General features: G+C 59.4%; 16 protein-coding genes. 4 read left to right on the top strand and 12 right to left on the bottom strand.

Annotated features, from left to right (window positions below):
• Positions 1-8: 8 nt before the first annotated feature.
• The gene (locus ACSQ3G_RS28520) at positions 9-1,205 is read right to left on the bottom strand and encodes a DUF1173 domain-containing protein (RefSeq protein ID WP_436112675.1); all 1,197 of its coding nucleotides are present in this window, start codon (positions 1,203-1,205) and stop codon (positions 9-11) included.
• Positions 1,206-1,475: 270 nt separating this feature from the next.
• Between ACSQ3G_RS28520 and ACSQ3G_RS28515 the strand changes: the two genes are divergently transcribed.
• Positions 1,476-1,640, top strand: a complete 165-nt coding sequence (locus ACSQ3G_RS28515; RefSeq protein ID WP_172746138.1) for a hypothetical protein — start codon at positions 1,476-1,478, stop codon at positions 1,638-1,640.
• A 53-nt stretch (positions 1,641-1,693) separates the two neighbouring features.
• Here ACSQ3G_RS28515 and ACSQ3G_RS28510 read toward each other — a convergent pair whose 3' ends face one another.
• Together ACSQ3G_RS28510 and ACSQ3G_RS28505 are read right to left on the bottom strand one after the other, a co-directional pair.
• Positions 1,694-2,074, bottom strand: coding sequence for a hypothetical protein (locus ACSQ3G_RS28510; protein WP_436112674.1), 381 nt, complete (start codon positions 2,072-2,074; stop codon positions 1,694-1,696).
• On the bottom strand, positions 2,071-2,781 hold the full coding sequence (locus tag ACSQ3G_RS28505) for a ParA family protein (protein ID WP_436113219.1): 711 nt from the start codon (positions 2,779-2,781) through the stop codon (positions 2,071-2,073). The genes ACSQ3G_RS28510 and ACSQ3G_RS28505 overlap by 4 nt, the downstream gene beginning before the upstream one ends.
• A 388-nt stretch (positions 2,782-3,169) precedes the next feature.
• Here ACSQ3G_RS28505 and ACSQ3G_RS28500 point away from each other — a divergent pair, with 388 nt between their 5' ends.
• The 3 genes from ACSQ3G_RS28500 to ACSQ3G_RS28490 all read left to right on the top strand — a co-directional run bounded on the left by ACSQ3G_RS28500 (position 3,170) and on the right by ACSQ3G_RS28490 (position 6,892).
• Positions 3,170-3,679, top strand: a complete 510-nt coding sequence (locus tag ACSQ3G_RS28500; RefSeq protein ID WP_436112673.1) for a plasmid mobilization protein — start codon at positions 3,170-3,172, stop codon at positions 3,677-3,679.
• Positions 3,679-6,051, top strand: coding sequence for a hypothetical protein (locus ACSQ3G_RS28495; RefSeq protein ID WP_436112672.1), 2,373 nt, complete (start codon positions 3,679-3,681; stop codon positions 6,049-6,051). The genes ACSQ3G_RS28500 and ACSQ3G_RS28495 overlap by 1 nt, the downstream gene beginning before the upstream one ends.
• A 664-nt stretch (positions 6,052-6,715) precedes the next feature.
• On the top strand, positions 6,716-6,892 hold the full coding sequence (locus ACSQ3G_RS28490) for a helix-turn-helix transcriptional regulator (RefSeq protein ID WP_436112671.1): 177 nt from the start codon (positions 6,716-6,718) through the stop codon (positions 6,890-6,892).
• Between the two features lie 278 nt (positions 6,893-7,170).
• On the opposite strand, the gene ACSQ3G_RS28485 is transcribed toward ACSQ3G_RS28490, so the two are convergent.
• From ACSQ3G_RS28485 to ACSQ3G_RS28445, 9 genes are all read right to left on the bottom strand, one after another.
• Positions 7,171-7,596, bottom strand: a complete 426-nt coding sequence (locus ACSQ3G_RS28485) for a type II toxin-antitoxin system VapC family toxin (RefSeq protein WP_436112670.1) — start codon at positions 7,594-7,596, stop codon at positions 7,171-7,173.
• A complete protein-coding gene (locus tag ACSQ3G_RS28480; protein WP_046636114.1) occupies positions 7,596-7,850 on the bottom strand; it encodes a type II toxin-antitoxin system Phd/YefM family antitoxin in 255 nt (84 codons plus the stop codon). Before ACSQ3G_RS28480 ends, ACSQ3G_RS28485 begins: the two co-directional genes overlap by 1 nt.
• 295 nt (positions 7,851-8,145) lie before the next feature.
• Positions 8,146-8,655, bottom strand: coding sequence for a hypothetical protein (locus ACSQ3G_RS28475; protein WP_436112669.1), 510 nt, complete (start codon positions 8,653-8,655; stop codon positions 8,146-8,148).
• Between the two features lie 272 nt (positions 8,656-8,927).
• Complete coding sequence (locus ACSQ3G_RS28470) at positions 8,928-10,949, bottom strand: type IV secretory system conjugative DNA transfer family protein (protein ID WP_436112668.1); 2,022 nt, start codon at positions 10,947-10,949, stop codon at positions 8,928-8,930.
• On the bottom strand, positions 10,946-11,974 hold the full coding sequence (gene virB11, locus ACSQ3G_RS28465) for a P-type DNA transfer ATPase VirB11 (protein WP_436112667.1): 1,029 nt from the start codon (positions 11,972-11,974) through the stop codon (positions 10,946-10,948). Before virB11 ends, ACSQ3G_RS28470 begins: the two co-directional genes overlap by 4 nt.
• The gene (gene virB10 / locus ACSQ3G_RS28460) at positions 11,940-13,196 is read right to left on the bottom strand and encodes a type IV secretion system protein VirB10 (protein WP_436112666.1); all 1,257 of its coding nucleotides are present in this window, start codon (positions 13,194-13,196) and stop codon (positions 11,940-11,942) included. The genes virB11 and virB10 overlap by 35 nt, the downstream gene beginning before the upstream one ends.
• A complete protein-coding gene (locus ACSQ3G_RS28455; protein WP_436112665.1) occupies positions 13,196-13,975 on the bottom strand; it encodes a TrbG/VirB9 family P-type conjugative transfer protein in 780 nt (259 codons plus the stop codon). The genes virB10 and ACSQ3G_RS28455 overlap by 1 nt, the downstream gene beginning before the upstream one ends.
• A 32-nt stretch (positions 13,976-14,007) precedes the next feature.
• Positions 14,008-14,700, bottom strand: coding sequence for a VirB8 family type IV secretion system protein (locus ACSQ3G_RS28450; RefSeq protein ID WP_436112664.1), 693 nt, complete (start codon positions 14,698-14,700; stop codon positions 14,008-14,010).
• Positions 14,701-14,733: 33 nt separating this feature from the next.
• Positions 14,734-15,750, bottom strand: coding sequence for a TrbL/VirB6 family protein (locus ACSQ3G_RS28445; RefSeq protein ID WP_436112663.1), 1,017 nt, complete (start codon positions 15,748-15,750; stop codon positions 14,734-14,736).

Raw genomic sequence — 15,750 nt, 5'->3', positions numbered from 1 at the left:
CTGACGAGCTAGGCCGGCAGCGGCGGCATCTCACCCTCGGTGATCCGCCAGATCCACGATCCAAGATCCGGCCGCGCATCGATCATCTTGCCCAGGGCTGCCTGGAAGTCATCGCCGGCATCCGGTGGGACGATATAAAGCGCGCAGGGCAGGGGCCTTGCTTCCGGCAGGATCGCATTGGCTAACGGGTGAATGCGCGGGAGATCGAACCTCAACCCCTTTACCGATTTGGAGCGCAGGCGGCCGAGGCGATCGACAAGCAGCTGTTCATAGGCGCTCTCGATCGGCAGCCAGTGTTCGGTCACCGCCATCAGGGCAATTTCGTTGACGGTGGCAATGCCGGCTGGCGTGCCCCCGATCGTCATGATCGCCATCAGATGCGATGTCTCGGTGCTCTGCCACAGCATCAGTTCCGTTTCAAACCGCCGTTGCAGGGACCGCCAAGTGGGCTCTTCGAGATAGAGTCGGAAACCCGGCATGTGTTTGATCACGACCTGACGGCCGTTGCGCGCCTCAGCGAACGCCTTGATCTCCCCAATCAGCACCATCAGCTTTCTCGCCCCGGCCGGCGCCTGGAAGAGGCCCGCAAGTTTTTGGGCCCGGCGCTGTTCGATCGCCGCCTTGTCACCGGCACGAAACGGTTCGGGAATGAGCAGCCGGTCGGTCAATGCTTGCCCACGAACCTCCATCAGTCGAGCGGCTTCGCTCAGATGCTGATAGACCTGCCACCAGTGCCGCTTGCCTGCCCAATGCGACGTCCATTCCGTCAGCCCGCTCTCATGCCAGAGGAAATGCAGCAGCCCGCGCAGGGACAATTTTTTGGTCGCGTTCCTCACACTGTCGGCTGACGCGGCGCTCCCGTCTGATCTTGCGACCGCGCCGCGCTTCGACAGTGAGAAATCCAGCGTTAGCGATGCCGTACCGGCAGTCGGGTCGAAATTGATCGCGCCCCCCACCAACGGTCCAAGGCCTGACAATTCGTAGGGCTGTTCGTATGAAGGGCAGGCCGGATCGTGTTTGCCGCCCGAGAGCGGCATGCGTTTGATCACCAGCTGGTCACCGATATTGGCCACATACATCGGGACCGGCGGTTCGCAGCAGAGACAAAGCGGACGGACCTTTCCACAATAGGCATCGGTCAGCAGATCCTGAAAGCCTTCATCACTCTCTTCTAGGACTGTGCCATCGAGCAGGAAGCGCCTCATGCGAACAGCTCCGGCCGAGCGTCAGGCGACGGCGAATATGGGTGCCACACGCGAGGGAAACCTGTCTGTTCAGATCGGCCGATTGTGCCGGGCGGGCAAAGCCAGCTCAAGGCCGCGCGGCCCCTCCAAATTTCTCGTCCCTGCGTTTCACTCCGCTCCGACAAATTCGGGTCCTCCGCGCGCCGGCTCCGCCGGCCGTTCCGAGCCTTGACCTGTCTTTCCCCGCCCAGCCTGCCGCCGTCATCTCTCACAAACCTCAAGGAGACGACGATGACGATCGAACAATTCATCGAGGAACTGCGCCTCGAAGCCGCCAACGCCCCCACCGTGGAAGAACGTCGCCAAATCGAAGCCGAGCTCGAACTTGCCCGGGCCGAGCTTGCCGTCATCATGGCCGAACTCGACGGCACGATCGAAGCCGAGCCGCCCTTCTGAGGCGGCTTTCTTACTACGGTCCCCTTCCGGCCACCCCGCGCTTGGGCCGCGCGTCAATAGCCATTTTCCTTAAGGTAGAAGTCGAGCGCCGCCTTCACCACCTGCGTCATCTTCAGATCGTTCTCCTGCGAAGCTTTTTGAAGGCGCGCTTTCAACTCATAATCCAAGGCGATGTTTATGAAGAATTTCACACTGCGCTGTTTTGATCGTTTCAGGTTCTTCAAGCTGTAGCGGACATCCTCCTGCGCAATCGCCCGGGCCTCTGCCGTTTGTCGCCGCTGCTCTTCAGTCGGCTTGAGCAGCATCTGAGCCGATGGTTTATCGACTGGCAGGGTCGGCTCGCTGCTCGGCACGTTGGAGCTCTTATTCAATTTTGATTCGGGCTTGCGAGATGCGATAGAGAAATCCTTGATGTCGAGAACGGATTTGCTCATGCGGCGCCCTCAAGATCGGCCGCCGCCCTACGCTGCTCGATCTCGTCGACCAGTTGATGAACTTCAAGCCGGGCCTTGCGAACAGGATCAGTGAGATCCTGCATTTGCAAGGTCCCGAGGCCGTTCTGGATTTCGCGGTATATGTTGCGCTCGAAGAGTTCTGTGTCGAGGAGGCCTGTCCGGTACTCGGCCGCAACCAAGCCGGCCACAAACGGTCGGATGTATCGATAGGCTTCGAGATTTCGGCCCGGCACGGAAATCCGCGTCCTGACATTGAAATGGGTGATCGAAAGGCCGTATCGGTCGTTGATCTCATTGACGGCCGCCACGGCTTGGCCCGCCGCCTCCAGTTCCTTGATTGCCGGCTGGATGGGTGAAATCACCAGTTCGGCCGAGCGGATGATGGCTGTCTGCAATGAACTGTCGACGCCCGGCGCATCGACGACGACGAGATCAAATGCCTTGCCTAGATTGTCGATGGTCTGCTCGATCGAGCGTTGCGTCGATGCCTGGGTGAGTTCGATATTATCCGGGACATTGGCTTTCTCGGCGCACAGCCGCCACCAGCCTGACAGGTTTTGACGGTTGTCTGCATCGACAAGAAGAACCCGCTCGCCGCGAAGGGCATATTCCCCCGCGATCAAGGTCACGAGCGTGGTTTTTCCAGCCCCACCTTTGTTACTCACTGCCGCATAGGTTCTCGGCATCTGGCCGCCTCCGCACGTGGTGAAGATGGCCGCATCATGGACCGCGAGCAGGGAGTGAGGCAAGCAAAAAATGAACATAATATGTTCATAGCTGAAAACTGTCGCCGTCCAAGCTACAGGCGCTTTGTACGATGTGGAATATATTCCGTATCCCATCGATCGACAGAGCATCTGTAGCGATGCAGGATATGTTACGGACCTAGAAACAGTTGCTACATCCATAAGCAACATCAGCATTTAATGACTGTGTAGAGGTAGGTCGCATATACGCACTGCAGGTGAGGGTTGAACGTGTTGGCGGGTGCAGCATCGCTGCGACCCTTCCGAGGTCACTCGACTGGCGATCATTTGAGTGGCATTGGCTTGAAATTATGTTACCGATACGGTAATGATTTTTTGGCAGGATACGCAATTTTGTGATACAAATTTGCTGGCCATCGACGGACGAGCCGTCGATGGGCCTGCGGCCTGTTTCGAGGAGGTGCCGATGAGCCCGTCTTCAGCGTCCGAGACCGTGCCGGTAATCGCTGCCGAACGGAAGTCGAGGGTGGTCCATGCAAGGTTCGGAACGACCGAGATCAGCATGATCGAGGAGGCGGCAAAAGCAGCGGGCCTGACCGTTTCGGCTTTCGTGCGGTCGCTCACATTGGAAGGGGCCGGCGTACGTCCATTCCTGACTGACGTCGATCGAGCCGTGCTAGGCCTGCTGTTATCAGAGGTGAGAGCGGTTGGGGTGAACCTCAATCAGCTGGCGCGGGCTGCAAACCGTCGGGGATCCCCATTCGCGGAGGAAACGAGAATTGTGGCTGATGATGTTCACCGGGTGCTTGCCGCGGTTCTGATCGAACTGAAGTCTTATGCAGAGCGAGGTGCATGCCTTCGCAGCGGTAAACGCTGATGGAGATCTTCCTCGGAGCATTCACGGCAGAATGGGAGCAACGCAAGGCCGCGTTCCTTCACGACCTTTTGCTCGGCCGGCGCCCGTTCGAAGACGATGACGAACGGCGCCACCGGAGCGGCTCCATAGCAGCGGCTCAAGGGGCAAGAGGGTCGAAGGACGGAGGATTCCTGCCTGGGCATATGCATTCCAGTTTTTCTGGTCGGAGCGGCAGCCGCCGTCCGGCAGACCGGTCAATGCGGGCACGATTTGCTGGGCTTGCCGCGGGGAGCCAGCCGGCGGTTGTGAAAATGGCATCGTTCGGTGGCGGCGCACGGCTCGGCGCCATGATCAACTACGTCTCCCGCAACGGAGAGGTCGGGGTAGAGAACGAGCGCGGCGACCAGCTTCGCGGCAGGGATCAGCTCTCTGCGGTCGGCGGTGAGTGGGATCATCTTATGAACAGCCGAGCCGAAAGCCGCGACATTGGCCTGTTCAAGATCTCTGTCGGGCACGCCACCAGCGCCGACGGTGAATTCTTCGAACGAGGTCGCGAGATCGTCAGCTACGCTCTGGGCGACCGAGCGTTCGCTTTTGCCGTTGCCCAACAAACCGATGGCACCGGCTTCGAAATCCAGGGTGTCGCCGTGCTTCGCGACCGGCATGGCGAGCGGCTTACAGGCGACGACAAAGCGACATCCATCGTACAGAAGCGGTTGGAGGCGACGCTGAGTGGAGAGCACGACATCCGGTTCCAGTTCACCGGTCATGGCAACGGCACGGACTACGGGACCAGCCGTCTTCGCAGGCTTGTCGAACAGTATCCAGGAAGGGTAGAGGACGAGCAGGGGCGGCCGGTCATGGACGCTAAGCGGGCCGGCGACCTCGTCCAGCAGGAGTGGCGAGGCCAGCTTCACAGCCGCAAACCGCGCGACGTGATGCACCTGATAATATCGGCACGGGCGGGCACCAATACCGCTGCGTTTCAGGATGCTGCGCGGGACTTTCTCGGCAGCCAATTTGGCGGGCATCGTTACGTATTTTCCCTGCACGATGCGTCCAGCGATCCAAAGGCTGAGGCCGCGGGCGGCAAACGTCCCCACGTCCACGTGCATGCGATCGTCGCGATGCGATCGGATGCCGGCGACAGGATCGAGACTACGATCCCCGCCTTTCGGCAGTGGCGACTGGTTATGGCTGAGAAAGCACGCGCAAATGGCATCGACATGGAGATGACCGATCGCCGCGATCGCGCGAGCCCACCGAGCTATACCAAAAACCAAGTTCGCCCACTGAATACAATCGGTCGCACCGTATATGAGGGAACGACCCAAGCTGCGGATTTTCGTTATAGGTCAAAACGTTCCGATGTCCCCTTCCGAGCCTCCACCGCGCGCAGCCAGATCTATATGCAAGCTGCTCGGGAAGAGTGGAGCAATCTATTGAATTATGGAGATTTTAAAAGTCGTCCGGATTTTGTCGACACTCAGATAGCGCGTCTTGAGGATCGAAGAAGCTCTACCGGAGTGTCGAGTCGCAGCGATAGAGATGCCACAAATTCTGCTTCGCAATTCCGAACACACTTGGTAAAGTTATCTGAGCTTGTTTCGGAGGGTGAAGACATGCACCATATGACAAGGTCGGAGTTCGTGGCTTACGAGAAGCGCGTCGAGACGGCGCTTTTCCAGGCCGAACGCGCCATGTCGTCGGATAATCGAAAGGACTTCGAGGAGATCGCTGCGGCAGCACGGGAACACGTGGCTGCGCGACGTGAACTGATGGAGTTTACCGAAGAGCAGACGTCGAAACTGCCCGCGTCGAAAGAGAGCTTATCTCGAACCGCTGATCGCGAAGACGAGCAACGGCGATGGAGTGATGCCGTTGAGCGGCATGGCCTTGATGCTGCTGCAGCGGCGAACAAGGCATTGATCGATATCGAACGGGTTCGAGGCGCCATTGAACAGCTGCATGGGCGCGAGCAAATCGATGACGGTGCGCGGACTTTGAAGGAGGAGTTGCGCCTGCAACTGTCCAAGGCAGCAGAACTCGGTGCGAGCGGCAATGCGTTGATCCGCGACGCAGAAATGGACGCTGAACTCAAGTCCGCAATTCTAGTCGCCGAGCGAGAGCGCCGATTTGCAGAGCGAGACAAACGGGAGAGGTCCGGGGCGACCGATGCCGTCGCGGGGCCTGGTCGCGACGCCGCGAACGATAAGGTAGTCCAGGATCCCGCTACAGTCGGGAAGACATCGTCGTCGCAGGAGGGAAGCGCAAGGACAGACGCCGATCCAAGCGGTGACACAACGAAGGACGATCCCGCCAAACAGCATGTGCCCCGCCTCGAGGAGTTGCAGCGACAAGTGGACCGGGATCGGGACGACCGTGAACGGTGAGGTGATCATGTGTGGCCATGACAAACGAGTTTTCGTTGAAGAGCCTTCCCGCTCTAACGAAGGCTGGGCTAAGGCCTGTAGATTAATATTTGTTGCGATCATGGCCATTGGCATTGTGGACCACGCGCTCACGTCTGCATGGTTTATGATAGCGAGATGGGTTCAGTGACTTTTAGGGCTCATTCCACAAGCGATGCCTGCGGATTCCGGAGCGATCAGCGGAGTGGTGCTCCCTTAATTTCCGTTCAAGCCTCGGTTATGTTCCCGCTCGGGAGCGAGACATGGCACGCAAGCAGGGCAAATCAAAAGACGAGATAGTACAGAATGAGTTGCGAGCGAGCGCAAATGTCGCGCAAGATCTCGCACGACGTCTCGCAGCTGTCCCCGCGCCTGTAGAGGCCCTCAAAAACATAAGTGAAAATATCCCGACCTACAGCAGTCTCGCCAAGTCGGCTGCCGAGATCGCCGGAGCGGTTTCGCAGGCTAGCGCCGTGGGCGAGGTCGTGCGAGAGCTCAGCGGTTCTCTCTCAAAGATCGATGTCAAACTGCCCGATATTTCGCAGCGAATTCAGGCGTCACTGCCGCTCACTCTTGACGACCTGTCATCCCAAGTAGGGCCTTCAGCCGAAGAGAAGCAGATCAACAAACCGAAGATCTCGGACGGATGGTGCGCCACGCCCGTGAAGAACGCCGGCTTACCCAGCAGGCTTTCGCAGATCTCGCCGGCGTCGGTCGCCGGTTCATTTCCGAACTCGAAAACGGCAAGACGACACTTGAATTCGACAAGGTCCTGAAAGTTGCCCGCGCCGCCGGCATTTCGTTGTTCCCGCGAGATCGCTGACGCCGATGGTAGGAATGGGCTGGAAGCGTTCGGACCGGCTCGCGTCACGGCGAAGATGGAAGGGGCGGATCGTCACCGGGATCGGCAGAGACGGCCACGGGCCAGCTCCATGCCTACGGCATAGAGCGCGCTCCGCTCTCGCGCGGATGGACCGAGCAGCGCGAACGATCTTCGCGACAGACATTCAGGCTGAAACGATCGCATCGCGCGCGGCCTCGAAAAAGTCGGATCGCCTACCCGATTATGGTCCAGAACAAGAAGCGAAGATCCGGATGGCCCTATGCCGACGTCGCCCAAGGGTTCACGAGTGCCACTCCCATGCCTTCGAAATCCTTGATGTTACGGGTCACCAGCGTCATATGTCGGGTGAAGGCTGTGGCTGCAATATAAGCGTCATTGATCGGTTTGGGATGGGGCACATGCCATTGGGCGGCCTTGACGGCTGCCGCCTCGTCCAGCGGCAGGATACGCCCTGAAAATGCTGTGAGGACTGTTTTTTCCAGCCAGTTGCGCAACACCTTCCCGGCGGCGGCATCTTTGTGCTCCACTAGGCGGACGCCAATCTCCAGCTCATGCAGAACCACGGACGAAATAAATGTTTCGGCCGGATCGACGGTCTCGTTCCAGGCAACGACACTGGAGTCAGCCCTGCCGGTCGCGACCTTGCGCAGCTCGGACACGACGTTCGTATCGAGCAACAACATCAGGACAGATCGACCGGCTGGGCATGTTCCGCACGTGGCGGCAGCGGCAAGTCAACGTCTTCCGCGCCCGGCGCGGCCAGCATGTCACCCAGCGTCCGCGTTTTGCCGGTAAGCCTCTTGTACTCCTCGAAAGACAAAAGGACGTGCGCGGGCCGTCCCCTGTCAGTGATGATGACAGGTCCGTCCTTGGCGGCGCGCTTTGCGCGACCGAGATCGTGATTGAGTTCACGGCCTGAAAGTGTTGTGATGGTCACGACAAGCCCCGACGTTTGTGGTTACGTAGCTACATCTAGTCCACAGAAGCTGAAATTGCAAGAAGCGGACCCACGCGCTCCGGCGAAATGACGGGGGCAACGAGGATATTGGCTTGCGGCGCGGAACGTTTGGCTTCAGTCGCAGGTCGAACAACCGACGTAGCGGCCCTTCCATCCATCAGCACTTCACCGCGCTCCGCTGCGTTCCAGACAGTCCCTCAACTCGGCCCCCTTGAAACCGCGTTGAGGCGAGAGGGCAGCGTTGGCAGGGGACGGTTGGTGATGGCTACCCCAGTCACCGCCCAAGTGTCGTCGCCGGCTCAATGCGGTATCTCTTCTGGAATTCCCGGAGAACCATTTCGAGCGTCGCCTCGAAAGCGCCGAAGTCAAATCTCACCGTTTTCGTTGGCTCATGCAGATAGCGCCAGTCGATGAAGGCATCCTTGTGCTGATACAGCATGTGACGAATGTTGTAGTCCACGAAGAGACTGTTGCGATGGTACGGGACCACCGAACTTTTGAACTCGGCGTCGAGTTTCGCTTGGCTTTCGGGCTTCAGGCGTTCGAACAGCTTTATCAGGTCGTGCGATTTGGCAAATTTTGGATTGTCGTAGTCGAAAACGAACCACGCTTTGAGCGCTAATTCCATCGAGAGCGCCAAAAGCATCGGCTCAACGCCAATATGGTTGCTTTCGCTCAGGTCTGAATAATTTCCGAAACCGCGGTCGGGAAAGGTCCGAGTTTTCCTAAGTATCGCCCTGGCGGCTTCTTCGATCCTGATGGCCGTCGACAGGCGAGCGCTCACTAGAGGTCCATTGCGTTGATGTAGGCCAGCCTTTTAACGACAACAAGGCGACGACCGCAATGGGCTAAGCGGACCAAGCGCCTCGTTCAGTAGAGTACAGCCCTCCAGGAGGCACTCCAAAAGCCGCGAGATAGTCTCTCCGGTAAGTCTGAAGTCCGCATGTGAACAGATAGAGCGTCCGTTGAGGCCGCGTGTCTTAGGTGACGCCAATGCCTTCGACGAACCCGCGCCAAGTCCGCCAACCTCTGAGTTGACAGTGAACCGCCCGGGTCTCAGGTGGCAGAGGCGATGCCGAGATCGGCAGGATCAGGAACGGTTTGTCGTAGTATTTCCTCGACGCTGGCGCGACTGCGCACCGATCCGCCGCTTCCCGCAATCTTGGCTGCCACAGCGAACGTCAAGCGCTCTGCCGAGGCTTTGACCGCGGATTCCATTTCGGCGATACGGCTGTCGCGTGCATCCTGACGCGGACTCGGCGGCCGTTTCAGTTCGTCCAGCCTGCTATCCTCGATCGACTGCGATAATGACCTGGCAATCGAGAGCGGGATATCAGGCGCGGGCAGTGGGTTTCTATTTGGCGGATCGGAGCCAAGGTCGTGCGATGCCGGATCTTCCGTGGCCAGGGCGGGCACCGGCCGTGGCGCAATGAAATCGACTTCAGGCACCGGTGGCGGGTGCGCCAGAGAAAAGTCCGCCGCGGTTTTGAACGCTGCAATTTCATGGAAACGTAGCTTTCCTGCGAAGATCGACGGCTGCCCCTCGATCAACAGGATCATTCGTTCTGAAGGCATTTGCCGAACTTCCTGCGGCATCATCAGATCGCGTTCGCGTATCTGTTCGACTTTCGTTCGACGCGGTAGGCCAATCAGTTCGATTGTCCGTGATTCAGACTTGTAGCGGATCGTTTTCTTTCCCAGGGCGCGCGACACATATTCGGCCGTCGCCTGGTCGTTGGCGCCAAGGATAAGTTGGACGCCGCAATTGCCAAGCAGGGAGTGCCGTGCGGTTTCGCCGTATATCTCGTCCAGGTTTTTAAGATCCTGAATGATGAAGGCGAGCTTGATGTTGTAGCCCGCCACATAGGGTAGCTTGTTCATGATCTCGTCCATCCGCTTCAATTGGCGAAACTCGTCGAGCAGGAAATAGGCGGGCAGGGCTTTCGGATCGAAGTCACGGGTGAGGAGGTCCATCGTCTGTTGGACGAATAGCGTGAGGAGAGGGCGCAGAATGGTGACGTCGCTGATATTCGGCGCAAGGTAAATCGTCACCGGGCGCCGGCGCATCGACGCCAGGTCGATATCTGTGACGTTGGTCGCAGCGATGACGCGCTCGTTTCGAAATGGCTGCATCGCCTTCTGGATGTCGAGCAGTGCCGATCGCGCCGCCCGCTCGTTCAACGAAATATAGGCATTGAAGCTATCGGTCGTGAAGCGCGACAGGTCCGGTTCGTTTTCCTTGATCAGCTTCATCAGCACCTGAAGATCGACGCCGGCATTGAAGATCGCGTTGACCTCGCCGAGGTTCCGGCGGTTCTTGTAGTGCTGGCTTTCGAGCACATAGCTGATGACGCCGGCAATCACCTGCTGCGCCGTTCCCTGCCAGACCGCATTTTCCGAGCCGATGGTCTCGGGGATGAGGGTGCTTGCCATGTTCTGGATGTCGATCGTGCGACTGCCGCGGTCCTGCCGGACGAAGTCCAGCGGGTTCCAGCGGTGGGTCTTCTGCGCCCCGGGCGAGAACAGAAAAACCTGGTTTCCGGTCGATTTTCGGTACCCCGCCGTATGTTGGTAGATCTCACCTTTGAGATCGGTGACGATCATCGAACCGGGAAACATCAACGCGTTTGGAATGACGTAACCGACGCCCTTGCCGGATCGGGTCGGGCCAATGATCAGATGATGCCGGTCGTCCAGGCGGCGCAGGATCTTGCCGCCGATCCGTCCGAAGATGTGCCCGTCTTTGCGAAACCACTTTCCACGCCGGATCATAGCAACATCCTGGAAGGCGGCATCGCCGAGTGGGTTCGATGGTCGTCGCAGGCCGAACACTCCGGCTGCCACCGATATGGCGACGGCGGAAAGCAGCGCGCCAAATGCCGCGATCTGCAAAGGCCGACTGTCGGAATAGAGCATCAGCTGTTGGATCGGCGCGAAGGGATTTTCGCTGACCGTCAGCTTGAGGATGCGGCTGTCCTTGAACACGAACTGCAGGATGAGCGCGTAACCGATCATCCAGACGGCGAGTGCGATCAGGCAACAGAAGAGAAGATAGGCTGCAAGGTAAGTGCGGCTCATGTCGCCCGCCTTGCGAAATAGATCTCGGAGACGCCCCGGCGGCCGCCATCCCGGCGCAACTGGATGACGATCGGTATGACCATCTGGATATACGTCATCAGGTCCTGTTTCGAATACCCCGACGACATCCCCGCCTGCTGCATCATCATCGCCAACTGCTCGTAAGCGCCGAGCGGCGTGTCGGCATGCACGGTCGACATGCTGCCGGGATGGCCAGTATTGATGGCCCGCAGAAAAGCGAACGCTTCCGAACCCCTGATCTCGCCGACGAACAGGCGGTCGGGCCGCATCCGCAGCGAGGCCTCCAGCAACGACTGGATCGTTACCTGCGCCGTTCCCTGGTCGCCGCGGGAGGCGAGCAAGTGAACGGCGTTCGGCTGCGGCGGAAACAGTTCGCGGGTGTCCTCCAATGTCAGGATCCGCTCGGATGGATCGATCGTTTTCAGGCAAGCGTTGAGGAAGGTCGTCTTTCCCGTCGACGTGCCGCCGCTGATCAGGATCGACACACGTTCGCGAATGGCGGTCTGGATGAAGTCGTAGATTTGTTCTCCCTCAAGCAGATCGATCAAGCGGCGTTCAACGGCACTCAGGCCGCCCATCGCGACAGACACCTTGTCGAGCGATCCGTTGTCGCGATATTGCTCGAGCGTAAAATCGCTGGTGACCTGTTTGCGAATCGATATCGCGCCACCGTTGGCGGCCGCCGGCGGCAGCACGATCTGGATGCGCTCGCCGGTCGGCAGGGCGGCGCTGAGGATCGGATTGGCACGGCTGATAAACTGGTGGGTGACGCCAGCGACGCGCTCGCCGATATTTTCGATCTCATGGGCGGTCAGTGCGGGAATATGATGGTACTGCATGGCCTCAGTGCCAGGACGCTCGATATAGACCTCGCCCGGGCGATTGACGGATATTTCCACGACCGCGGGATCATCGAGGAAGACGCGCAGCGGCTCCAACGCGCGCTCTAGGAAATAGTAGGGGCTGATCTCAGCGGCTCTGATCTTGGCGAAGGCCTCGCTCATGCTTGATCTCCTTGAGGGCTTCCTGGACGGGGTCCGGATACATGGCTGAGAAGTCCAGATCCTGCCGAACGTAGACGAAGATCCGCTCGCCCTGATGGACGCTGATGGTCGGCGGGATTTTCAGGTTTTCCGCCAGCGCCTGGTTGGCCATGTCCGAAAACGTCTGGGCGATGGTTTCGCGGGCAAGCTCGGCGGCGCGGTCAGAGTCGGACGAGCCGTTGCCGCTCCCGCCGCTCGAATATTGGCCGCTGCCGTAACCCGTGAGGTAGCTAGACCCGGCGCCGACGATCGACAGCAGGATCGCCGAGCCGAAGCGTTCCCGCCATTTGTTGTCGACGAGGCCTGTCAGGCCAGAACGGCCGAGGCCGTCGGTGCCGATGCTGCTCAACCGTACTGACACGCCATCGTCGCGCAGAAGACGCGTCCAGATGACGAAGATGCGCTTCTGGCCGCGGGTGACCTCCGATTGATATTCCCCGATCAATCGCGTGCCCGTCGGGATCATGACGCGCCGGCCATCGAATGAATAGACGTCCTGCGAGGTGATGGCGCGGATCTGGCCGGGGAGGTCGCTATTGATGGCGGTTTCCAGTATGCCGGGGATCAAGGTCCCCTCGGGGATCATCGCATCGATGCGATCAATTTGCCGCGCCTTCGCGGATCGGTCTCCAATCGCCGAAGCGGAGGCAAAGAACTTGCTGTTGCGGTCCTGACCAGCGACAGTCGGCCGATCGCCGTCCTCTCCGGACCCAAATGCACCCTGAGCATCGTCTGGTTTGGCCGAATCGACGACGATTTGTTTCGACAGGAAGCGTTTGGGGAATTCTTCGGGTTTTTCGGTTTGCAGCTGTTGCTGAGGCGTCGCGACGACCACGCCGGGTGGCGGAGGCACGTCGAACGTCGTGGTGTCCGGCGGCGCAGGCTTCGGCGGATCAGGTGGAGGGTCAGGCAGCTTGATCACCGGCGCTGGGGGCTGTTCAGGCGGCTTCTGATTGTCGCGCAGAAACGATGGCGGTCGAAACGTCGTCGTCGTGAACTCCTCGTCCCCCTTGACGCTCTCGGGAAGGCGCCTTGCTGGGGCGAAGACAACAACATAGGCGAGGGCGGCGCCCCCAAGCAGAAGTGCCGCGCTGCCGAGGAATTGCCTACGCCGGGCGCGACTGTCCCTGACAGCGGTCTCGTCGCTGGTTAGCATCGCTTCGAGTTCGGGAGACCGCTGCATCAGTTTCCGCTCCTCTTGCGTGTCGTCGCCTGTTCGTCATGCGCCGGCCCCATGATCGCCGGATCAGGTGCTCCGAAATCCGGCTTGCGGAGATTGAAGATGCAGGTCCAGACGTTACCGTCCCGCAGGGTATACTGGGTCGCGGTGCCATCGACGACGATGTAGTCGCCCTCGCGACGAAAATTCCGCAATGTCTCGCTGAAGTCGGAATTCACCGCGAAGATCGCAGGTACTTTAGGACCGAATTTGAAGAACGTCTTTTTCCCGTCGTCGAACACCATCAGGGGCTTAAGGCCGCCGTCGCCGGAAAACGAATAGTCTGTATTGACGTTCGCCTTGTCGATCCCGGCGATGTTGGGATTGGCGGCGCGCGCCTCGGCCTCTCTGCGCAGCGACGCATTGAGGTCTTTTTCCGGATAGATGAAGCGGATGCCGAAGATCTTCTTCCCGTCTTCGGGCGCATAGTCGTTGAGTTCGAGATAGTAGATCCGCTTGGTGGTCACGACGTTCATGTTGGTGGTGACCTGTTTCGCCTTCGGCTTGACGAACAGGATGTTGCCCTTGTCCGTTGGCACCACGTCCCAGCTCTCGGTATCTCCAAGTGCCACCGTCTCGAATTTCTCGTCTTCGTCGAAGATAATCATCGTCGAAATGCCATAGGTGGCGTAGACGCGGACCACGTTGTTCGGTTGATAAACGACGCTGGTCACCCGCGCATCGAGACGGCCGGCAGCCGGTGTCTGCGCGGCAAACGATCCAATGGATGTGACTAATGTCATAAACATCGCAAGGGCGATGGCGCGCTTGAGCATCATCGGCCGCCCTCGGTGACGGTTTCCTGGTCGCGCCGGTAGTCGTAGACCTGGAAGCCAAGGGGGTTTTCGAAGCGCCATTCGTTGGTGGCGGGCGTGTCCGTGTAGCGATAGCGCACCACCGCGATCCAATGGCGCGGGATGGTCTCGGCTTCCGATTGTTCGACGGTCGTGAACCTGACGATGCCGGTGCTGGCATTCGGAAAAGTCACCGAAGCAATCTCTGTCGTGACCCGCTTGTCGCGACCATAGACGCGGGCCGGGTTCTGCAGGTTGGCAGCGCTGTAGAGATCCTGCAGTTCGCGCGCGGCATTGCCGGTCGACAGCAGCGCCGCGATCCCGAAATTTTGCTCGATGGCAAAGGGATCGTAGCCTTCGCGCGAGCGGATATAACGGACGATGTTGGCCTGGGTAACGGCCTGTTGTTCGGTTAGATTGGTCGGCCGTGTTAACCCGGTCTTGACCTCGACATAACCGGTATTCCTGTCGACCTCGACGATATAGGGCTCGAAACTCTTGAGGGGCACGAGCATAGCGAGCGTCGCAAGGCTGACGAGGGTGATGGCCCCGAAGATCGAGGTGACGAACCAGGCGAGGGCCCGTGACCGTTTCGCCCGCTTGACGATCTCCTGCTCCCAGATGTCCCCGCTTTGATAATATGTTCGAAGGCGATCGTCGTTTGTCCCTGCCATTGGCCTTGTTGCCCTTTGTCTGTCGTTCTCGGCTCAGGCCGGCGTGCTGTTCTGGGTGATCTTGGTCTGCATCGCGGCCTTTGTACCTGACGGATCTTCGTCGCCACCGCGGTCGCGCGATTGGGCCTGCAGCGCCCGTCCAGCGCGATATGTCGAACGCCCGGCGGCAGTGGTTCCGCGAAGGGCGCCAAATCCCGCCCAGCGGGTGAACCTCGACGCCGCGTCGCCGACCCCGGCGCTGATGCCGCCGGCAATGCCCTGGCCGATCGACTGGATGTAGAGCATCACGAAGGCGCCTGCCGCGCACAGAAGCAGGAAGCCGGCAATGTCTGCGAGCGTCAAAGTTCTCGAGCCGCTGGCGGCGTCGATCTTCGAAAGCTCGGGGTTCATGGCGGCGATCAGGAAGGAGGCCACCACATAGATGAAGAGCGGGATCAGCGCATAGGTAAGCACTTGGTTGAACCAGCCGACACCGTAGTTGCGAGTTTTCTCGAACAACATGCAGGCTATGAAGATCGGCGCCGTGCCGATCAGCACCCAGAGCATGACCTTCGCCAGAATGAGGATAGCGAGCGCGACGGCGATGAATATCCCGGCGCCCACCATGATCAACACGCCGATCATGCTCGGCAGGATCGAGAAATAGCCGGATTGTTCGGCAAATGCCGAGGCGGCCTGGTTGGCGGTCTTCCAGATCTGCGAAAGCCCGTTGGTGGGCTCGGAAATGCCCGTGCCGGATGCAGCCAGGATCGCCCGGCCGACATCCTCGGGAGTATCGTTGATCCAGTGATAGAACAGGTTATTGAAGTTTGTCCACGAGCCGACAAGCGCCAGGATGATCATCATCCGGGCGAGCCGGCCGACGATCTCGCCGACACCGATCCTTGCAGTTCCGAGAAAGAGTTGCAGGCCGTAATAAGCGACGTAGATCACCAGCATGACCTGCAGCAGCGGCATGATCTCCTGCCCGACGACCGTATAGGCCTGCTCGGAAAACGAACTGCCGGAATCCTCGATGCGCTGCAGGAGATCGCCAAGGAAATCTTCCAT

The sequence above is a fragment of the Neorhizobium tomejilense genome (assembly GCF_964254135.1).
GTDB lineage: Bacteria > Pseudomonadota > Alphaproteobacteria > Rhizobiales > Rhizobiaceae > Neorhizobium > Neorhizobium tomejilense.
Note: the sequence above shows the minus strand (reverse complement) of the source record. Positions and strands in the feature narration are given on the sequence as shown.